Origin of the sequence: Bacillus sp. V33-4, from assembly GCF_002860225.1 — a bacterium.
GTDB classification, from domain to species: Bacteria; Bacillota; Bacilli; order Bacillales; family Cytobacillaceae; genus Bacillus_BJ; species Bacillus_BJ canaveralius.
The window spans coordinates 105,789-123,081 of the sequence record NZ_PGVC01000003.1 but is presented as its reverse complement, the minus strand read 5'-3'; the positions used below and the strand labels follow the sequence as shown (position 1 = coordinate 123,081).

Genomic DNA, 17,293 nt, shown 5'->3' with positions numbered 1-17,293 from the left:
CATGGCGCTTTTCGATTATACTTTTCTAAGTCTGAAGGAACTGACCATTAAAAACGATAGAATCACAATGATGATGATAAACGCATGTGGCTTCCAATATGGAATCGCCAAAAAGCTTAAGGTAATCAGGCATCCTGCCGCTGTGATAGGCAGCCCGGTAAAAAAGCCGTTGTTTTCGGTAATATTAAACCTGGCGAGGCGGAATGCTCCGCAGCCGATGAAGAAAACAGTAAAGAAAGCACCGGGAGCACCAAATTCAAATAAAATTCCTTGGTATAATAATAGTGCCGGGGCCACACCGAATGATATAATATCACTCATGGAGTCGAGCTGCTTGCCGAGCTCTGATTCGATCTGGAATTTTCTTGCAGCCGCTCCATCAAAGCGGTCTGCTAAAGCAGCAATAAAGATGAGCAGCAAGCTCAAATTTAAGTTTCCGTTTATACCGACGATAATCGCAAACCCGCCTAAAGTTATGTTCACTAAAGTTAACACATTAGCCGTTTGGGCCTTGAGTTTTTTCACTGTCTGGTCAACAACATACAACAAAAACAATCTCCTCACTCCTTAACGGAAGGGAATAACTTATTTACAAAGTCTGCAGGTCATGCGCCGGAAAACACGCGCTTTCCAGCCATGTATTTTATATTAATATTTTATTTTAAGCTGTTTATGCCTGTACGTAAAGAGTATTTCAGCATCTTCAGGAGGTAAGCCCATTGATTCAAAACATATACCGCAGCTTGATTGAGCTCACCAATGGCCCAGTAACTTCAGGAATTTTGAAACGATTTGCCCGCTCAAAGGCTAGCCGCCTTATTGTGAGATCATTCGCAAAAGTATACCGGTTGAACGAGAATGAAATGGAGAAGCCATTAACAGAATATCCTACCTTACATGAGCTTTTTATAAGAAAGCTCAAAGCTGGCAGCCGGGTCACAGATCCCATCGCCGCGTCAATCACAAGTCCGGTTGATGCCGTGATTGAAGAGATTGGGATCGTCAATGCTGAACATGAAATTGAGGTTAAAGGAAAGGTCTATTCAATCAGAGAAATGATTGGCAATGATAAAGCATTATTGACATATCACGGTGGAACTTATGTGATCTTTTATTTAAGCCCAAGCCATTATCATCGCATCCACAGTCCGGTTTCCGGAAAGATCACCGGGCAATGGACATTAGGGAAAAAATCATATCCTGTTAACCGACTGGGGCTGAAATATGGGAAAAATCCATTATCAAAAAACTATCGGACAATTACAGAGGTCGAACATGGCGGCGGCCATCTCGCCATTATCAAAGTTGGCGCGATGTTTGTAAATTCGATCGAACCAGTCCACGAAGGAAATTTTTTAACAAAAGGCAAAGAGATGGCCTATTTTACTTTTGGCTCAACCGTTGTCTTATTATTTGAAAAAGGGTCCGTTACGCTTGATCCTTCTTTAAAAACGCCTGTTCACATTAAGGTTGGCGAAAGAATTGGGATTGTCAAAGATTTTCTGTAAGAGATTGAAGCAATATCGAGAGGCATCGGATTTGGCAGGGTTCCGTAAGGATTTGAGCTGTCCGGCAAGCAAGATCATTTTATGACATAAAAGAAAAAAGCCCTACCAGGGCAGTTATACGGAAACTTTGACTTTTTTGGACAGGGAACGTCGGTGAATTTCTGTTTCAATGAGTGAAATAAAATCTTGGCTTAAGTTTAATTCTCTTGCTTTATAGTAGGATTCGATCAATAGTTCATCTGACAGTTTTCTCATATTTAACTATTCACCTCCATCTCAATTTTCTGTTCTAAATTCACCTATATAAACATATACTGATAAGTTCTAATGTTGTACCCTTACTTTATCAAAATAAAACGGTCAGAACAACTGTTCTTGTTATCCACAGATATTAGTGGATAACTTGTGATTATCTTGTTTATAAATGGGAAAGTAGTAAATATACCAGTGTGTTAAATTGTGAATAAAGTTATCCACAACCATTGAAATAAACGGATGGTGTCGAAAAATTTCTTTTTTTCGTCACATTTACCGAATAATCTCGTTGATGGACGACAGTTGTCGTAACAGGATTTATGGTAAAGGTCGTTTTACGCAAACAATATAAAAACGCCTTTTTGCTTAGCAGGTCTTTTTAAAACAATCTGCTTGCCTGAAAAAAGATTGTCTTTTATAACAGTGTATCAAACAAGTTGCTGGTGAAATGACAGGAATGTTTTGAAAGAGCGGGTAAAATTGGTTATGATGATAACATTATGAGACAGCTACCGTTAAAGCGGGATAGAAAGTATAAACATTAATGAGGTGGAACCGCGTGTTAAAGCATTTTTTGCCAGATCAGCATGTGAAAACTATTTTTGAAATTACTCCTGAAATCTTAAAAGAGCAGGGTATTAAAGGCATTATTACAGACCTTGATAACACTCTCGTTGAGTGGGATCGACCCCATGCTACTCCAAAATTAATCGAATGGTTTGAAGGCATGAGGAGAAGTGGAATTCTCGTGACGATCGTTTCTAATAATATTGAATTGAGGGTAAAATCTTTCTCAGAGCCGCTCGAGATTCCGTTTATATTTCAGGCACGCAAACCAATGGGACGAGCTTTTAAAAAGGCGCTCGGACAAATGGGGCTCGAGAAGAACGAAACCGTCGTGATTGGAGACCAGCTGTTAACCGATGTTCTTGGCGGAAACAGGAGCGGATTTCATACGATTTTGGTTGTCCCTGTTGCCAAAACTGACGGGGTAATAACAAGGTTTAATCGGCAAATCGAACGGAGAATCCTGAACTGGTTTCGAAAAAAAGGAATGCTTAATTGGGAGGATTAATGAGTGAATGACCAACATTTTACCTGTATTGGCTGCGGAATAAAAATCCAAACCGGGAATCCCGGGGAATTGGGGTATGCCCCGCAGTCGTCGTTAGAGAAAGAAGCGATTATTTGCCAGCGCTGCTTTCGCTTAAAACACTATAACGAGGTTCAAGACGTCAGCTTAACGGATGACGATTTTCTCAAGATTCTCAATGGAATCGGTAAAACCGATGCGCTAATTGTTAAAATTGTCGATATTTTCGACTTTAATGGCAGCTGGCTTCCGGGCCTGCACCGCTTTGTCGGCGACAATAAAATTTTGCTCGTCGGCAATAAGGTTGATCTCCTTCCGAAATCGGTTAAGCGCGGCAAGCTTGTGCATTGGATGAAGCATGAGGCAAAGCAGCTCGGTTTAAAGGCTGAGGAAGTATTTTTAGTAAGTGCCGCAAAGGGGCATTTTATTAAAGAAACCGCAGCTGCGATTGAGGAATATAGAGAAGGTAAAGATGTCTATGTTGTCGGTTGTACCAATGTCGGCAAATCAACATTTATTAACCGGATTATCAAGGAGGTTACAGGTGAGGAGGATGTGATTACGACCTCTCATTTTCCGGGAACCACTCTTGATATTATTAAAATACCGCTGTCAGACGAAAAGGCGATCATCGATACACCTGGGATCATCAACCATCATCAAATGGCTCATTTTGTCGATAAGCGTGATTTAAAGATCATCACCCCGAAGAAGGAAATAAAAGCAAAGATTTATCAATTAAATGAGGGGCAAACATTGTTCTTCGGCGGCCTGGCCCGATTTGATTATATTAGCGGCGGCCGGCGCTCAATCGTTTGCTACTTATCCAATGATCTAATGATTCACCGCACGAAAACCGAAAAAGCAGCTGAACTCTATAATGATCACGCCGGCGAAATGCTGTTCCCGCCGCGCAAGGAGCAGCTTGATACTTTTCCGGAGCTCGTCAGGCATGAATTTACAATAAAAGAAGCGAAAACGGATATCGTTTTTTCAGGCCTCGGCTGGGTAACAGTGAATGATTCAGGCGCAAAGGTGGCTGCTTATGTTCCACGCGGCGTCCATGTGATGCTGCGGAAGTCATTAATATAGAAATTACTTATGCTTTATAACGATCCACCTTATAAAAAGAAAACTGCTTCTACGCGAGGGGCCTAAAACAAGTTTCTTCCTTTGTAAGGTGGACAACGAGCTTACGTTTTTCTGGGGGGAGAGAGATTTGAAGAAATTGTACGGAGTAATCGGTGATCCGATTGCCCATTCGATGTCACCAATTATGCACAATGATCTATTTCAATTTTACCAAATTGATGCCCATTACCATCCGTTCCATATACGAAAAGAACAATTGCAGGATGCTGTCAACGCTTTGAAAACGATCGGCATTGCTGGATTCAATGTCACGGTCCCGCATAAAGGCGAAATCATCAAATGGCTGGATGAGATTGACCCCCTTGCAGAAGCAATCGGAGCCGTTAATACAGTCGTTAACCGCAACGGCAGATTAACAGGCTATAATACAGACGGTCCCGGCTTTGTAAGAGGATTAAGGCGGCTCATCCCATCGCTTTGGGGCCAACGAGTCCTGATTGTCGGTGCTGGCGGGGCAGCAAAAGCGATTTATTACACGCTTGCGCAGGAAGGCATCAACGAGATTGATATATGCAACCGGACTGCCGAAAAAGCCGTTGCGCTTAAGAGCGGCTGTCCTTTTTCGGTGCAGACGGAGATTCTGTCGATAAAGGAAGCGGAGGAAAAGCTCAATCAATATAGTTTGCTTATTCAAACAACGCTGATTGGGATGGAGCCGGCAACTGATTTTTCACCCCTTTCGCTTGAAAACCTTAATCGCAACGCTTTTATTAGTGATATTATTTATAATCCGCTTGAAACAAAGCTTTTGCGGGAAGCTAAAAAGAAAGGCGTGGGTACCCAGAACGGCATCGACATGTTCGTCTACCAGGGGGCACTTGCTTTTCAAAACTGGACCGGCATCGTGCCGGATACTGCAAGAATGAAAATCAATGTAACAAAACAATTGGGAGGAAATCCATGCTAACCGGGAAACAAAAACGTTTTTTAAGGTCGAAAGCCCATCATTTAAACCCGATCTTTCAAGTAGGCAAGGGTGGTGTAAATGAAAACATGGTCAAACAAATTGCCGAAGCGCTTGAAGCCAGGGAATTAATTAAAATAAGTATTTTGCAAAATAGTGAAGAAGACAGGGATACTGTCGCAGAAAAACTAGTAGCAGGGACGGGAGCAGAGCTTGTCCAAATTATCGGGAATATAATTGTTCTCTACAAGGAATCAATGGAAAACAAGCAGCTAACCCTTCCGTAACGAAGGCCGCATCAGTTAATGGATTGAGAGGGAGGTTCTCATTTTGCGAAAAATCGGTATTCTTGGCGGTACATTTGATCCGCCCCATTACGGACATTTGCTGATAGCGAATGAGGTATTGGCAGCGTTGGATCTGGAAGCGATTTGGTTTATGCCTAATCAGGATCCGCCCCACAAGAATAAAGCAAAAGTTCAAAGTGAGCACCGTTTAAGAATGCTGGAGCTGGCTACTCTCGACCATCCCCGATTTCAGATCGAACCGCTGGAGTTAACAAGGAAAGGCCGGTCTTATACAATTGATACAATGCGATTGTTAAAACAAAAATATCAAAATGTAAGCTTTTATTTTCTGATTGGGGCAGATATGATTGAATATTTGCCTAAATGGCATCGAATCGACGAGTTAATGGAAATGGTTCAGTTTGTCGGAGTAAGGCGTCCTTCCTATAGCCATGAAACCTCGTTTCCGATCAGCTATGTTGAGGTCCCTGAAATGGGTGTTTCGTCCAGTATGTTGAGAGAGCGGTTACTGAAGGGCAAAACAGTCAGGTATTTATTGCCTGAATCGGTCAGGACATATATTGAGGAGAATAACTTATATGGATCGTAAAAAGGCTCTCGAGCTTGTGAAAATTCAATTGACCGAGCACCGCTATAAGCATACGATCGGCGTAATGGAAACGGCAATTCAGTTGGCGCGCCAATACGGTGCCGATGTGAAAAAGGCAGAACTGGCAGCGATCTTCCACGATTATGCAAAGTTCCGTCCGAAGGATGAAATGAAACAAATTATTATTGCTGAAAAAATGCCCGCTGATTTATTGGCTTATAGCAGTGAGCTTTGGCACGCGCCCGTCGGTGCTTTTCTTGTCGCAAAGGAAGCGGGCATAACCGATCCTGAAATTCTGGACGCAATTCGCTACCATACTTCAGGACGAGCGGGAATGACGCCGCTTGAAAAAATTATCTATTTAGCTGATTATATCGAACCGGGACGACAATTTTCCGGGGTAGATGAGGTCAGGGAGCTCGCAGAAACAGACCTTGAGCAAGCGCTCGTCCGCTCCGTGCAAAATTCGCTGGTTTTTTTAATCAAACAAAACCAGCCAGTATACCCGCAAACCTTAATGACCTATAACGATTTAGTAACAAAGAGGAGGATTCACCTGAATGAATGAACGGGAAATTTTATTAACAGCCGTAAAAGCAGCAGACGATAAAAGAGCGGAAGATATTGTGGTCCTGAACATGAAGGGAGTTTCGCTTGTCGCCGACTATTTTATCATTTGCCATGCTAATTCTGACAAGCAGGTTCAAGCGATTGCCCGGGAGATGAAGGAGAAGGTCGAAGAACTGGGCCATTCCACCAACAGGATAGAGGGCTTTGATGAAGCGAAATGGGTGCTCGTTGACCTCGGCGATGTCGTCGCCCATATTTTCCATCGCGATGAGCGAAGCTATTACAATCTGGAACGGCTATGGGGAGACGCACCGCTTGAAAACGTGCAAAGTGAGCTCAATTTATGACATACGAGAAATTCGCTTATTTGTACGATGAACTGATGAAGGATGTCCCATACGACAAATGGGTTGATCTCTTAATGGAAAAAACGGAAAAGTACGCTGTCAATGGGAGGCACCTGCTTGATCTTGCCTGTGGTACGGGTGAGCTTTCAATTCGGTTGGCGAGGGCGGGTTTTAGCGTTTCCGGTGTGGATTTGTCTGCGGATATGCTCACGGTTGCTCAAGCAAAAGCGGCGGAAAACCGGCTCGCTATTGGTTTTTATCAGCAAAACATGGCAGAGGTGACCGGTTTTGATGAAGTGGATATTGCCGGCATCTTTTGTGATTCTTTGAATTATCTGGAAACGAAGCAGGATGTGAAAGACACCTTCAGGAGTGTGAATAGCCAGCTGAAAAAAGGCGGGCTTTTTCTGTTTGATGTCCATTCTATCTATAAAGTGACGAAAATTTTTATGAATGAAACGTTTGCTGTTGATGGCGAAAAAATTTCGTATATTTGGAACTGTTTTCCCGGCGACGTCCCAAACAGTGTCGAGCATGATTTAATTTTTTTCGTGCTTGATGAACTGAGCGGCAAGTATGATCGCTTTCAGGAATACCACAAACAACGGACTTTCCCTATTTATGAGTATGAGGGCTGGCTGCAGGAAGCAGGCTTCGATGTTCTTGAAATACTCGCTGATTTTGAGGATGATGAACCGGACGAGCAGTCGGAGCGAATTTTTTTTATTGCAAGAAAAAAATAAAAGCCGGCGTTTTCGCCAGCTAACAAGCTTGCAGAGAATAATTTTTTCTCTGCAAGTTTTTTTTATGGATTAGGAAGGATTTTTTCACGCAAAAGAGAATTAATTTATTTGAGAAGGAAACTGCTTTTCAATCCCCTTTAAATCTTCACGGAATTTTTCATGAGTGGCCGCGAATACGTGTTCGAAAATATCCCCAAGCTCGCTCTCAAGGATTTTGATTCCTTCGCCAGTTATTCCGCCTTTTACGCACACTTTTTCCTGGAGTGCCGGCAGCGTAAAAATGTCCTTTTTTAACAGTTCTCCCAGCCCGATCAGCATCTCACTTGTCAACTTTGTTGCTGTCTCCGCGTCAATCTCTGTCTCTTTTTCCGCCGCTTTGATAAACCTCTGGACGAGATAGCTGAAAAAAGCCGGACCGCAGCTGACGATATCAGATGCTACCCTTGTTATGTTTTCTTCGATTTCAACCGGGACAGAAACGGAAAGAAACAAATTCCAGATCCCGTCCTTCCATCTGGCGTCACAGCGTTCACCGAAAGTTACGAGCGATACTCCTGCAAGAGCCCGGTTTGTAATGCTTGGAATCACTCTCGCCACCGAACAAGGAACAGCCTGTTCCAATTGTCCTGTACTTATTGGGCTTGTGATTGAAACGACGCACTTGTCCGCACTTAAGTGCGGGTGAATTTCCCGCAGAACCTGACGGATATCATGCGGCTTGACACTTATGAAGATTAAATCGGACATTTGTGCAGTTGCGGCCGGTTGGTCTGTGACCGTTATATCTTTAAATTTGGCTTGAATGTCCAATGCTTTTAACTTTGTTCGGTTCGTAATCGTCATTGAAGAAGGGGGCACTGCTTTTCCTTCAATCATAGCCTCTGCAAGAATTCTCCCCATATTACCAGTACCAATGATCCCAACCCTCATAGCTGTTTTTCCTCCTCTTAAGCCGGCTTTCTCATAAAAGGATATGAAGCAACTGACCGTTTATTCCAAAAAGAAAGGAATGATGTATTGTGAAGGAAATTTTTAAAAAGTACAAATATGTTATGATCGCGCTAGCGGTTTTTTCAGCAGCGGCTATTTTCTATTATCAAGAACCGGCGAAAGAAGAAGAGGGGGCAGTAACCGATTTAGAGGATTGGGGCACTGGTGAAAAGCCGGTTCCCGAAAAGACTGAGGCTGAACCAAAAACGATCATGGCCGACATAAAAGGGCAAGTAGTCCATCCTGGAGTATATGAAACCGCAGCGGGTGAGCGGGTTATTGATTTGATTGAGAAGGCGGGTGGGCTCACCCCGGACGCTGATCAGGCTGCCGTGAATTTTGCCTTGCAGGTAACAGATGAGATGATGGTTTATATACCGGCGATCGGCGAGGAAACGAGTGTGACTGGAGGTGCTTCTCCGACTGCCGGACCAACCGGAAATGATACTGAACTGGTAAATATTAATACGGCTGATCCAGCCGCGCTCGAAACATTGCCGGGGATCGGCCCTTCGAAGTCAGCAGCAATCATTGAATACCGGGACACGAATGGAGTCTTCAAAACGGTGGACGACTTAAAATCGATCAGCGGGATTGGTGAAAAAACCTTTGAGAAGTTAAAAGACAAAATTATTGTGAAATAGCAGAATGTCATTGACCAACTTTCATGAAACGATTTAAACTTATGGAGACCAAGCCCGAAACTTCCATGACTATTAAAAGCGAGGGGAAACTGAAGATGGAGCGTATTTCCTGGAACGAATATTTTTTGGCGCAAAGCCATTTGCTGGCCCTTAGAAGCACGTGTACACGGCTGACCGTTGGTGCGACGATTGTCAGGGATAAGCGGATTATCGCGGGAGGATATAATGGTTCGATTGCTGGTGGAGACCATTGCATTGATGAAGGATGCTATGTGATTGATAACCATTGTGTCCGGACTATACATGCGGAAATGAACGCTCTTTTGCAATGCGCAAAGTTCGGGGTTCCGACTGCCGGCGCAGACATTTATGTCACCCATTTTCCATGCTTGCAATGCTGTAAAGCAATCATCCAGGCTGGGATTAAAACGGTATTTTATGCGGAGGATTATAAAAACCACCCGTATGCGCTCGAGCTCTTTGAGAAAGCAGGCGTTAAAGTAGAGAAGGTGGAATATACAAGTAGACAATCGGTTGATAACGAGTTGGTCGATCAATTATTGCACGAGCTTGAGGAGAGCGGCGTCGATCAGGAGATTGTCCGGAACTTTTCTGAACGCGCCAGAAATCTTATCAAAGATAGGGCATAACAGTCGTTTTAACGGTATTACAGCCTTGCCAGTTCACAGCAAGGCTGTGTTTGCCTGCCCCAGGTGATAGTTAAAAAGAAAGGAATACTAATGAAAGGTAAACTTATTTATTTCGCTCCGCCTTCGTTACTGGGCCTTCTTGCTGCATTTGAAAACGTTTATCTGTTTACATTGCTGATGGCTGTATTTAGCTTGTTTCTAGTTAAACGGAAAAACTTTCGTGCTCCTCAGATCGGTGTCGCTTGTCTCCTTTTTGTTATATTCTTCATAGCTGGCAAGACGGCCGTTCTCCAAAATGAAACAACGATAAATGAACTTGAAAACAGATTCCAGTTAATTTTTAATCAAGAAACGAAAGTGGATGGAGATGTATTGCATGCCCATGCCGCAGTGAGCGGGCGCTATGAAAAAATCGCCCTGCGGTATTATATTGCTACCGAACAGGAGCAGGAATTCATTCGCGCGAATATCATGCCCGGCACGAAATGCAGTGCTTACGGAGAACTCAGCAGCCCCGCTTTGCCAACCAATTTAAATGCCTTTAATTATCGTGACTTTCTATACAGAAAAGGTATCTTCTGGACGTTTGAGGCTGAAAAAATCGACCTTCAATCGTGTATGAGAGCAAAACCGACCCCCTTTTCATTCCTGCAAAGCATCCGCCAGAAAGGAACTGCGTATATAGACAGGCATTTTCCTGAAGCCACTGCTCAAGTTTCCGCAGCACTCATTTTTGGAGATCGTAATTTATATAATCCAGAAACGATGAAGAACTACCAGGCAGTAGGGATTATTCACCTGCTTGCCATTTCAGGTCTCCAAGTCGCACTTTTAGCCGGGATGATTTTTATATGCGGCGTGCGCGTCGGGATCACGCGGGAAAAGATGATCAATGCATTATTTTTGTTTTTGCCGGTTTACGCCATTTTGACCGGCGCTTCGCCATCTGTTAACCGCTCATGTTTAATGCTTTTGTTAGTCCTTGCAAGCATGAAAATAAAGGGCAAATACAAAATCTCTCCCGCAGACGCAATCAGCCTCGCCTTTGTGATCTACCTGGCTATTTCCCCATTTGCCATCTATAACGCCGGATTTCAGCTTTCCTTTGTTGTCAGTTTTTTTCTTGTTGCTTCATCTCGTATTTTGAGCCGATTTCACGGTCCGATCAGCCAGCTTGTCGCTGTTTCCTTTGTTGCGCAGCTTGGATCGTTGCCGATCTTGCTGTATCATTTTTATGAGCTTTCGCTTATTTCGCTGTTCGCAAATGTACTGTTTGTTCCATTTTTTTCAGCAGTATTGCTTCCGCTCACCTTGATTATTTTTCTCCTCCATTTGCTGTCGGCAAGGCTTGCCGGTCCACTGCTGTTCTTTTTGAACCTGATTATTGAAACATCCGACCAGCTCGCCAATATCCTCTCCTCGATTCCTTTTTCCACTTTTACACTGGGGAGACCTTCGTGGTTGCTGTTGCTTTTTTATTTAGTCACGACTGTCAGTTTCTTTTTGCTATGGGAAAAAATGTCTGACCGTTGGCAGATCACCAGGATTATATGGCTCATCATTATTCCATTAACGGTTCACAGCATGTCTCATTATATCTCCCCAGCCGGGGAAGTAACCTTTATTGATGTAGGGCAGGGGGATAGTTCATTAATTATTTTGCCAAACGCCCGCGGAACATACTTGATTGACACAGGGGGGACAGTCCGGTTCGGGGAAACGGAACAGTGGCGGCAAAAGAAAGATCCTTTTGAAGTTGGCAGCGACGTTCTTGTTCCATTTTTAAAAAGCAAAGGAATCCGCCAAATTGACAAGCTGATCCTGACTCACGGTGATGCAGATCATCTTGGTGGCGCACTGTCGCTTATCGGAGAAATAAAGGTAGCGGAAATTTTAATGCCACAGGCACCGGACCGAGCCGAATTGGAGCGGCAAGTTATTGCTGCTGCCGTGAAAGAGAAAGTGCCAATCAAGTTTGTAACAGAGGGGATGGGCTGGAACAAGGGGACCGCCGCTTTTGAAATTATTTCTCCAGACCCTGCCGCACCATTTGAAAGAAACAATTCATCGATTGTTGTCCGGGCGCATTTCGGAGGATTGGACTGGCTATTCACTGGGGATTTGGAAGCGGAGGGGGAAGAATTGCTTTTAAGAAAGCATCGAGATTTGCATGCCGACGTGTTGAAAGCCGGACACCATGGCAGCAAAACCTCCACATCGGAACCCTTCATTAACCAATTGCAGCCAAAGGCTGCGATCATTTCAGCAGGAAGGAAGAACCGGTTTGGCCATCCCCATCCTGAAGTAGTAGCAAGACTTGAGGACAGGAACATTAAAATTTTCCGGACCGATCAACAAGGAGCGATCACCTATACTTTTAGAGGAAATTCGGGAACCTTTTCAAGCGTACTTCCATAGAATATATCAATAATAGTCACCCTGACTAAACGAAAAGAGACTGCATAAGAACATGCAGTCTCCATGATTTTCATATGTATCCCGTAACTTAAGAGCCGATCAATTTAATGACTGTTGCAATTATAAATATCGTTGCAAAAAATCCGAAAGAAACAACGAATCCTACGCCGGAGTCAATGGCATCGTTACGCTTACTTTGTACGTTTGTTTCAAATTCATTCACAGTCTACCCCTCCTATTTCCTTTATAGTATACGCGAACTATAAATAAAAATCCAGCACTCGAAACGCGCTTTTCCTTTAATGACAAGAGTTGACACAAATAGTTCTCTCTTTATGGGCCAAAATAATGATACCCAGAGGGAATACCGCCATTTTATAAGTATCCTAGGCCTTATAAAATGGCGTTGATTATAGATGGGGAATTGGCGCGGGCAAGAGACGTCAATTCCCTTTGTGTACTTGCCAAATTGTCCATGCTTCTTTACGATAGGAGTAGTTATATGATTGAACGGAGCGAAGGACATTGATTAACGATTTATGGAAACAAATTAAAAAAAAGCAAATTGCCCCGCTTTATTTATTATATGGCAATGAATCATTTCTTATTAATGAAACGAAACAGCTGCTGATTAAAAATGTTCTAAATGAAGAAGAGGCTGATTTTAACTTTTCTTCTTATGATCTTGAGGAAACGCCGATCGAAGCTGTGCTCGAGGATGCTGAAACCTTTCCGTTTATCGGCGAAAAAAGATTGATTATTGTACATAATCCTGTTTTTCTTACCTCGGAAAAGACAAAGGAAAAAGTGGAGCATGACATCGCAAAGCTCGAGGCTTATTTGAAAGAACCGGCCCCGTATTCCGTTGTGGTGTTTGCCGCGCCTTACGAAAAACTGGATGAACGCAAAAAAATTACAAAAGAACTGAAAAACAAAGCGGTCACGCTGGAAGCGAAAAAATTAAACGAACAAGAGCTTAAAGTGTGGATTAAAGAGAGAGCCGCGTTAAATGGCGTTCAGATTGATGAGGATGCAGTCGGCATGATGCTTGCCCTCGCTGGGACTAATTTGTTTATGCTGACAAGTGAGCTCGATAAGCTTTCGCTGTACGCCGATACAGAAAAAAACATCGATCTTGAAACGGTCGAGAAGCTTGTATCAAGGTCATTGGAGCAAAATATATTTGCCCTTGTTGACAAAGTGGTCAACCGAAAAATAGATGAAGCGTTCAGAATTTATTACGATCTGCTCAAACAAAATGAAGAGCCGATCAAGATTTTGGCGATCTTAACCGGACAGTTCAGGCTGATTTATCAAGTGAAAGACCTGGCGCGGCGGGGATACGGACAGCAGCAAATGGCCGGCTACTTAAAAATCCACCCGTTTCGCATCAAACTCGCTGCCGGTCAAGCCAGCATGTTTACCGATGAGGACCTATCCAAAATCATCAGTATGCTCGCCGAAGCAGATTACCAGATGAAAACGGGCGGGATGGCAAAAGAACTGTTGATTGAAATGTTCTTGCTGCGCTTGCATGACTACAGCCTGCAGACCTAAACCAGACGCAATGGCTTGTACCTGATTCTAACCGCGGATAATGGAGGCATTTCGACGGCAATTACCCATCTATAAATGAATCTGTTCCCGAAAACAAAAAAACGACCCCGAAAGGTCGTTTTTTTCATACTTAAGCGTTCATAGAGTTCATTTTTTTCATTAAGCGGGATTTTTTACGTGCTGCAGCTTTTTTGTGGATTAGCCCTTTAGCTGCTGCTTTATCAAGTTTACTTGAAGCTGAAGAGAAAGAAGCAGTTGCAGCGGCAGCATCGTTGTTAACGACTGCTGATTCAACTTTCCTTACAGCAGTACGCATAGATGATTTGACAGTAGAATTCTGAGCCTTGCTAGCCTCACTTGTTTTTACACGCTTAATAGCAGATTTAATGTTTGGCATTCCATTCACCTCCCCTGAAACTTTCGAGGTTATATTAACTCGATTTTTCCATCTCAATAACAATAATTAAGAACACAAGATATTTTATCAAACCGTTGCCGATAATGCAATACCTTCGCTTATTTTACCGGACGGTTCATGTGAATGTTTTTATGGAAATCAGGAAAAGATAGGTGATAGTTGGAAAAATGAATGAGAATAATCCTACATAGACGATTCAGCCGTCAAGAATCTTGAGCAGACATGATCGAAAACGCCTTAACAGGAGGGATAACGTGAAGGATGAGCTTGATTTAAGCCAATATAATGTTCGCACGGATTTAGCTGTAGAGGCCCGGGAAATGGTTCTTGAGGCTCGGAATCAAAGTGTCCGCCAGCAACAGGATATTTCACAAATTAACGGTGTCGTCATCAAAGAAAAAGAAGAAAACGGTATAAAAGTTTCACTCGTTGAGGTTACTGATACAGGAGCCCAGGCGATCGGCAAAAAAGCAGGCCGTTATTTAACGCTTGAAGTACTTGGCATCAGGCAACAGGATACAGGATTACAAATGAAGGTAGAAAGAGTATTTGCCGATGAATTTTCTCATTTTTTAAAGGAAAGCGGGGTTGGCGATCAAGCATCCTGCCTGATCGTCGGACTTGGAAATTGGAATGTTACACCAGATGCTCTTGGCCCAATGGTATGCGAGAACCTCCTTGTCACAAGGCATTTATATGAGCTGCAGCCCGAAAATGTTGAAGCGGGCTACAGGCCAGTCAGCGCCTTGTCTCCTGGCGTAATGGGGCTAACCGGCATCGAGACGAGCGATATTATTGTCGGGGTTGTTCAAAAGACAAAACCAGATTTCGTGATTGCGATTGATGCCCTGGCTTCCAGATCGATTGAAAGAGTAAATTCAACGATTCAAATTTCTGATACAGGAATCCACCCGGGCTCGGGTGTAGGGAATAAACGAAAAGAATTAAGCAAAGATACGCTTGGAATTCCGGTTTTTGCGATTGGTGTTCCGACGGTCGTGGATGCTGTATCAATCACAAGCGATACAATTGATTATATCCTTAAACATTTTGGCAAAGAAATGAGAGAAGGCGGGAGCCCTTCCCGTTCCCTTACACCGGCGGGAATGACATTCGGGCAAACAAGAAAACTGACTGAAGACGACTTGCCGGGGGAACAGCATCGAAAAACCTTTTTGGGAATGGTTGGAACGCTGCCTGATGAAGAAAAAAGGCAATTAATATACGAGGTACTGTCACCGCTCGGCCATAATTTGATGGTTACGCCAAAAGAAGTCGATGTGTTTATAGAGGATATGGCCAACCTGCTCGCGAATGGCTTGAATGCGTCTCTCCATAAAGCCGTGAATCAGGACAACACAGGCTACTATACGAAATAATAACGATAGTATGGTTCTATCTTCTCTAGCAATGTCATAGAATTTACTAGACTTGCCAAGAGAGGTGGAACGATGAAACATTATAAGCAATCAGGAATCATGGTGGCTGTACAAGGGACAACCATAGTAAAGGCTGTTCTTGCAATATTGCTTTTTCTGCTCATGTCGTTTTCAATAAGCGGTACGTTAACCGCTCTCAAACCAGAGTATCGAATTACCTCTGCATCGGTTTACAATACAGCTGCAAATGTCACCGGGGAAATGCTCTATCAATTACTTGGCTTTGAAAACCACCATTTTATGAAAGCCATTCCTGATAGCGGCTCTCCGGCACTATCAAGCTTCATATTTAAATTGTCGACCAATATCAATTTAGATGATCCGCGCAGCTTTTTAGGGAGAGAACTGCCAGGCTTCTCAATATTTGATGGGAAAATTCTTGTTGCAGGTGAAGGTACCAACTATACAAATATGCCGATTGAATCAGCCCCGCCAATCGAAGTGTTAAGGGATAAACAGGAAGCAGCCTTACAGAACACAGAGGATATCGAGCCGTCCGCAGGTAAACACGAAACTCCGCCTATAACGTCAGGCAGTAAACAGGTGTATGTTTATTTTTCGCATAACCGCGAATCGTTTCTTCCGTATTTAGAGGGAGTCACAGACCCGGACCTGGCCCAGCACTCGGAAATCAATGTTACAAAAATTGGCGATAAGCTGAAGGAAGAATTGGAGAGCAAAGGAATCGGAACAATGGTGGATAAAACCGATATTCAGCAATTATTGAAGCAAAAAGGTTTGGGCTACCCGAAATCATATCAAGAGTCAAGAGCTGTTGTCGAGGCAGCGGTTACTGCCAACGGCGATCTTACTTATTTGATTGATATCCATCGCGATTCTCGAAGGAGAGGACATACGACTAAAGAAATTAATGGGCAATCATACGCGAAGCTTGCTTTTGTGATCGGTGAAAGAAACCCGAATTACGAAAAAAATCTTAAGCTTGCAAATGAGATTCATAATTTGCTCGACCAGAAGTACGGGCCGGGCTTGAGCCGGGGAATTATTGCGCACAAGGATGAGGGCAATAATAGCTTATATAACCAGGACTTATCGGAAAATGCCATGCTGATCGAATTCGGCGGAGTCGACAATACGTTTGATGAACTGAACCGCTCGGCTGCCGCGCTTGCTGATGTGTTCAGCGAATATTATTGGCAGGCCGAACAAGTAAACAAGCCGCTCAAAGAAAAGAAACAAGAGAATTAAAAAAATTGGGTGATCCGTTATGAAAATGTTCATGCTTAAGGTGTCATTGATAGCATCGTTAATGTTTGTGTCCGTGCTTGTCGGGATGCAGCATGCCAATGGAGGGATCCACAAGATGAAAGGGTATGAGGATTCGGGTTTCCGCGGCGCTTTTATCGTCAATGAAGCCGATCAAGGTGAATATCAGGCAACCGTCCTTGGCAACGATATTTCAAGCCATGACCTTGAAGAGAAGAAAGCCAAGCTTGAAAAAATGAAAGCTTATAACTTTTTTTCGGATATGGGTAAGAAGGCGGCAAATGGAATAACTGCAGCAGCGAAAAAACTGTTCGACTCGATAGCAGGGTTAATCGAATCATCATAGCGGGCGGGCCACATGGTCCGTTTTTCTCTGTTTCCTAGCCTTTTTGCCGCTCCGTAGCCGCAGGGCCGGGACTTTTCATTGAATCTTGTTATCCCTGCTGATATAATCAAAAATAGTGTACATGTGCGAGTATAG

At 43.4% G+C, this 17,293-nt stretch carries 21 protein-coding genes; 16 read left to right on the top strand and 5 right to left on the bottom strand.

Annotation, left to right across the window (positions count from 1 at the left end; all coding sequences use genetic code 11):
* Nucleotides 1–15: 15 nt before the first annotated feature.
* Nucleotides 16–555 (bottom strand): CDP-diacylglycerol--serine O-phosphatidyltransferase, encoded by a 540-nt coding sequence (gene pssA / locus CVD23_RS02040; RefSeq protein ID WP_101575529.1) that lies wholly within the window; start codon nucleotides 553–555, stop codon nucleotides 16–18.
* 164 nt (nucleotides 556–719) lie between these two features.
* Here pssA and CVD23_RS02035 point away from each other — a divergent pair, with 164 nt between their 5' ends.
* On the top strand, nucleotides 720–1,508 hold the full coding sequence (locus CVD23_RS02035) for a phosphatidylserine decarboxylase (protein WP_101665004.1): 789 nt from the start codon (nucleotides 720–722) through the stop codon (nucleotides 1,506–1,508).
* A gap of 114 nt (nucleotides 1,509–1,622) precedes the next feature.
* Here CVD23_RS02035 and CVD23_RS02030 read toward each other — a convergent pair whose 3' ends face one another.
* Nucleotides 1,623–1,763 (bottom strand): sporulation histidine kinase inhibitor Sda, encoded by a 141-nt coding sequence (locus CVD23_RS02030; RefSeq protein WP_101575531.1) that lies wholly within the window; start codon nucleotides 1,761–1,763, stop codon nucleotides 1,623–1,625.
* Nucleotides 1,764–2,322: 559 nt separating this feature from the next.
* Here CVD23_RS02030 and CVD23_RS02025 point away from each other — a divergent pair.
* From CVD23_RS02025 to CVD23_RS01990, 8 genes are all read left to right on the top strand, one after another.
* Nucleotides 2,323–2,838 (top strand): YqeG family HAD IIIA-type phosphatase, encoded by a 516-nt coding sequence (locus CVD23_RS02025; protein WP_101575532.1) that lies wholly within the window; start codon nucleotides 2,323–2,325, stop codon nucleotides 2,836–2,838.
* Nucleotides 2,839–2,841: 3 nt separating this feature from the next.
* Nucleotides 2,842–3,948, top strand: coding sequence for a ribosome biogenesis GTPase YqeH (gene yqeH, locus CVD23_RS02020; RefSeq protein WP_101575533.1), 1,107 nt, complete (start codon nucleotides 2,842–2,844; stop codon nucleotides 3,946–3,948).
* A gap of 127 nt (nucleotides 3,949–4,075) precedes the next feature.
* Nucleotides 4,076–4,915 carry a shikimate dehydrogenase gene (gene aroE, locus CVD23_RS02015; protein WP_101575534.1) on the top strand — a complete coding sequence of 280 codons (840 nt, stop codon included), beginning with the start codon at nucleotides 4,076–4,078 and terminating at the stop codon, nucleotides 4,913–4,915.
* Complete coding sequence (yhbY, locus tag CVD23_RS02010) at nucleotides 4,909–5,199, top strand: ribosome assembly RNA-binding protein YhbY (protein ID WP_101575535.1); 291 nt, start codon at nucleotides 4,909–4,911, stop codon at nucleotides 5,197–5,199. The genes aroE and yhbY overlap by 7 nt, the downstream gene beginning before the upstream one ends.
* A 43-nt stretch (nucleotides 5,200–5,242) precedes the next feature.
* On the top strand, nucleotides 5,243–5,809 hold the full coding sequence (locus tag CVD23_RS02005) for a nicotinate-nucleotide adenylyltransferase (protein ID WP_101575536.1): 567 nt from the start codon (nucleotides 5,243–5,245) through the stop codon (nucleotides 5,807–5,809).
* Nucleotides 5,799–6,377 carry a bis(5'-nucleosyl)-tetraphosphatase (symmetrical) YqeK gene (yqeK, locus tag CVD23_RS02000; protein ID WP_101665002.1) on the top strand — a complete coding sequence of 193 codons (579 nt, stop codon included), beginning with the start codon at nucleotides 5,799–5,801 and terminating at the stop codon, nucleotides 6,375–6,377. The genes CVD23_RS02005 and yqeK overlap by 11 nt, the downstream gene beginning before the upstream one ends.
* On the top strand, nucleotides 6,370–6,726 hold the full coding sequence (gene rsfS / locus CVD23_RS01995; protein ID WP_101575538.1) for a ribosome silencing factor: 357 nt from the start codon (nucleotides 6,370–6,372) through the stop codon (nucleotides 6,724–6,726). Before yqeK ends, rsfS begins: the two co-directional genes overlap by 8 nt.
* Entirely contained in the window at nucleotides 6,723–7,469 is a 747-nt protein-coding gene (locus CVD23_RS01990; protein WP_101665000.1) for a class I SAM-dependent DNA methyltransferase, read from the top strand. The genes rsfS and CVD23_RS01990 overlap by 4 nt, the downstream gene beginning before the upstream one ends.
* A 99-nt stretch (nucleotides 7,470–7,568) precedes the next feature.
* On the opposite strand, the gene comER is transcribed toward CVD23_RS01990, so the two are convergent.
* Entirely contained in the window at nucleotides 7,569–8,399 is an 831-nt protein-coding gene (gene comER, locus CVD23_RS01985; RefSeq protein WP_101664998.1) for a late competence protein ComER, read from the bottom strand.
* A gap of 89 nt (nucleotides 8,400–8,488) precedes the next feature.
* Between comER and CVD23_RS01980 the strand changes: the two genes are divergently transcribed.
* The 3 genes from CVD23_RS01980 (at nucleotide 8,489) to CVD23_RS01970 (ending at nucleotide 12,171) form a co-directional block, all read left to right on the top strand.
* The gene (locus CVD23_RS01980) at nucleotides 8,489–9,103 is read left to right on the top strand and encodes a helix-hairpin-helix domain-containing protein (RefSeq protein WP_257987851.1); all 615 of its coding nucleotides are present in this window, start codon (nucleotides 8,489–8,491) and stop codon (nucleotides 9,101–9,103) included.
* A 95-nt stretch (nucleotides 9,104–9,198) separates the two neighbouring features.
* Entirely contained in the window at nucleotides 9,199–9,753 is a 555-nt protein-coding gene (locus CVD23_RS01975; protein WP_101575541.1) for a ComE operon protein 2, read from the top strand.
* A gap of 90 nt (nucleotides 9,754–9,843) precedes the next feature.
* On the top strand, nucleotides 9,844–12,171 hold the full coding sequence (locus CVD23_RS01970) for a DNA internalization-related competence protein ComEC/Rec2 (protein ID WP_101664996.1): 2,328 nt from the start codon (nucleotides 9,844–9,846) through the stop codon (nucleotides 12,169–12,171).
* A gap of 88 nt (nucleotides 12,172–12,259) precedes the next feature.
* On the opposite strand, the gene CVD23_RS01965 is transcribed toward CVD23_RS01970, so the two are convergent.
* Nucleotides 12,260–12,394 carry a YqzM family protein gene (locus CVD23_RS01965; protein ID WP_101575543.1) on the bottom strand — a complete coding sequence of 45 codons (135 nt, stop codon included), beginning with the start codon at nucleotides 12,392–12,394 and terminating at the stop codon, nucleotides 12,260–12,262.
* A 302-nt stretch (nucleotides 12,395–12,696) separates the two neighbouring features.
* On the opposite strand from CVD23_RS01965, the gene holA reads away from it, so the two are divergent.
* The gene (holA, locus tag CVD23_RS01960; protein WP_101664994.1) at nucleotides 12,697–13,728 is read left to right on the top strand and encodes a DNA polymerase III subunit delta; all 1,032 of its coding nucleotides are present in this window, start codon (nucleotides 12,697–12,699) and stop codon (nucleotides 13,726–13,728) included.
* Nucleotides 13,729–13,858: 130 nt separating this feature from the next.
* On the opposite strand, the gene rpsT is transcribed toward holA, so the two are convergent.
* Nucleotides 13,859–14,125 carry a 30S ribosomal protein S20 gene (gene rpsT / locus CVD23_RS01955; RefSeq protein ID WP_101575545.1) on the bottom strand — a complete coding sequence of 89 codons (267 nt, stop codon included), beginning with the start codon at nucleotides 14,123–14,125 and terminating at the stop codon, nucleotides 13,859–13,861.
* A gap of 275 nt (nucleotides 14,126–14,400) precedes the next feature.
* Here rpsT and gpr point away from each other — a divergent pair, with 275 nt between their 5' ends.
* The 3 genes from gpr (at nucleotide 14,401) to CVD23_RS01940 (ending at nucleotide 17,158) form a co-directional block, all read left to right on the top strand.
* Complete coding sequence (gpr, locus tag CVD23_RS01950; protein WP_101664992.1) at nucleotides 14,401–15,525, top strand: GPR endopeptidase; 1,125 nt, start codon at nucleotides 14,401–14,403, stop codon at nucleotides 15,523–15,525.
* Nucleotides 15,526–15,597: 72 nt separating this feature from the next.
* A complete protein-coding gene (gene spoIIP, locus CVD23_RS01945; RefSeq protein ID WP_101664990.1) occupies nucleotides 15,598–16,794 on the top strand; it encodes a stage II sporulation protein P in 1,197 nt (398 codons plus the stop codon).
* 19 nt (nucleotides 16,795–16,813) lie between these two features.
* Nucleotides 16,814–17,158, top strand: a complete 345-nt coding sequence (locus tag CVD23_RS01940; RefSeq protein WP_101664988.1) for a DUF3679 domain-containing protein — start codon at nucleotides 16,814–16,816, stop codon at nucleotides 17,156–17,158.
* The last annotated feature ends 135 nt before the right edge of the window (nucleotides 17,159–17,293 follow it).

Coding starts and splice junctions, on each gene's coding strand:
- comER (WP_101664998.1), bottom strand. CDS start 8,399: ATGAGGGTTGGGATCATTGGTACTGGTAATATGGGGAGAATTCTTGCA.
- spoIIP (WP_101664990.1), top strand. CDS start 15,598: ATGAAACATTATAAGCAATCAGGAATCATGGTGGCTGTACAAGGGACA.
- yqeK (WP_101665002.1), top strand. CDS start 5,799: ATGGATCGTAAAAAGGCTCTCGAGCTTGTGAAAATTCAATTGACCGAG.
- CVD23_RS01990 (WP_101665000.1), top strand. CDS start 6,723: ATGACATACGAGAAATTCGCTTATTTGTACGATGAACTGATGAAGGAT.
- CVD23_RS01940 (WP_101664988.1), top strand. CDS start 16,814: ATGAAAATGTTCATGCTTAAGGTGTCATTGATAGCATCGTTAATGTTT.
- CVD23_RS02030 (WP_101575531.1), bottom strand. CDS start 1,763: ATGAGAAAACTGTCAGATGAACTATTGATCGAATCCTACTATAAAGCA.
- CVD23_RS01970 (WP_101664996.1), top strand. CDS start 9,844: ATGAAAGGTAAACTTATTTATTTCGCTCCGCCTTCGTTACTGGGCCTT.
- rpsT (WP_101575545.1), bottom strand. CDS start 14,125: ATGCCAAACATTAAATCTGCTATTAAGCGTGTAAAAACAAGTGAGGCT.
- CVD23_RS01975 (WP_101575541.1), top strand. CDS start 9,199: ATGGAGCGTATTTCCTGGAACGAATATTTTTTGGCGCAAAGCCATTTG.
- rsfS (WP_101575538.1), top strand. CDS start 6,370: ATGAATGAACGGGAAATTTTATTAACAGCCGTAAAAGCAGCAGACGAT.
- yhbY (WP_101575535.1), top strand. CDS start 4,909: ATGCTAACCGGGAAACAAAAACGTTTTTTAAGGTCGAAAGCCCATCAT.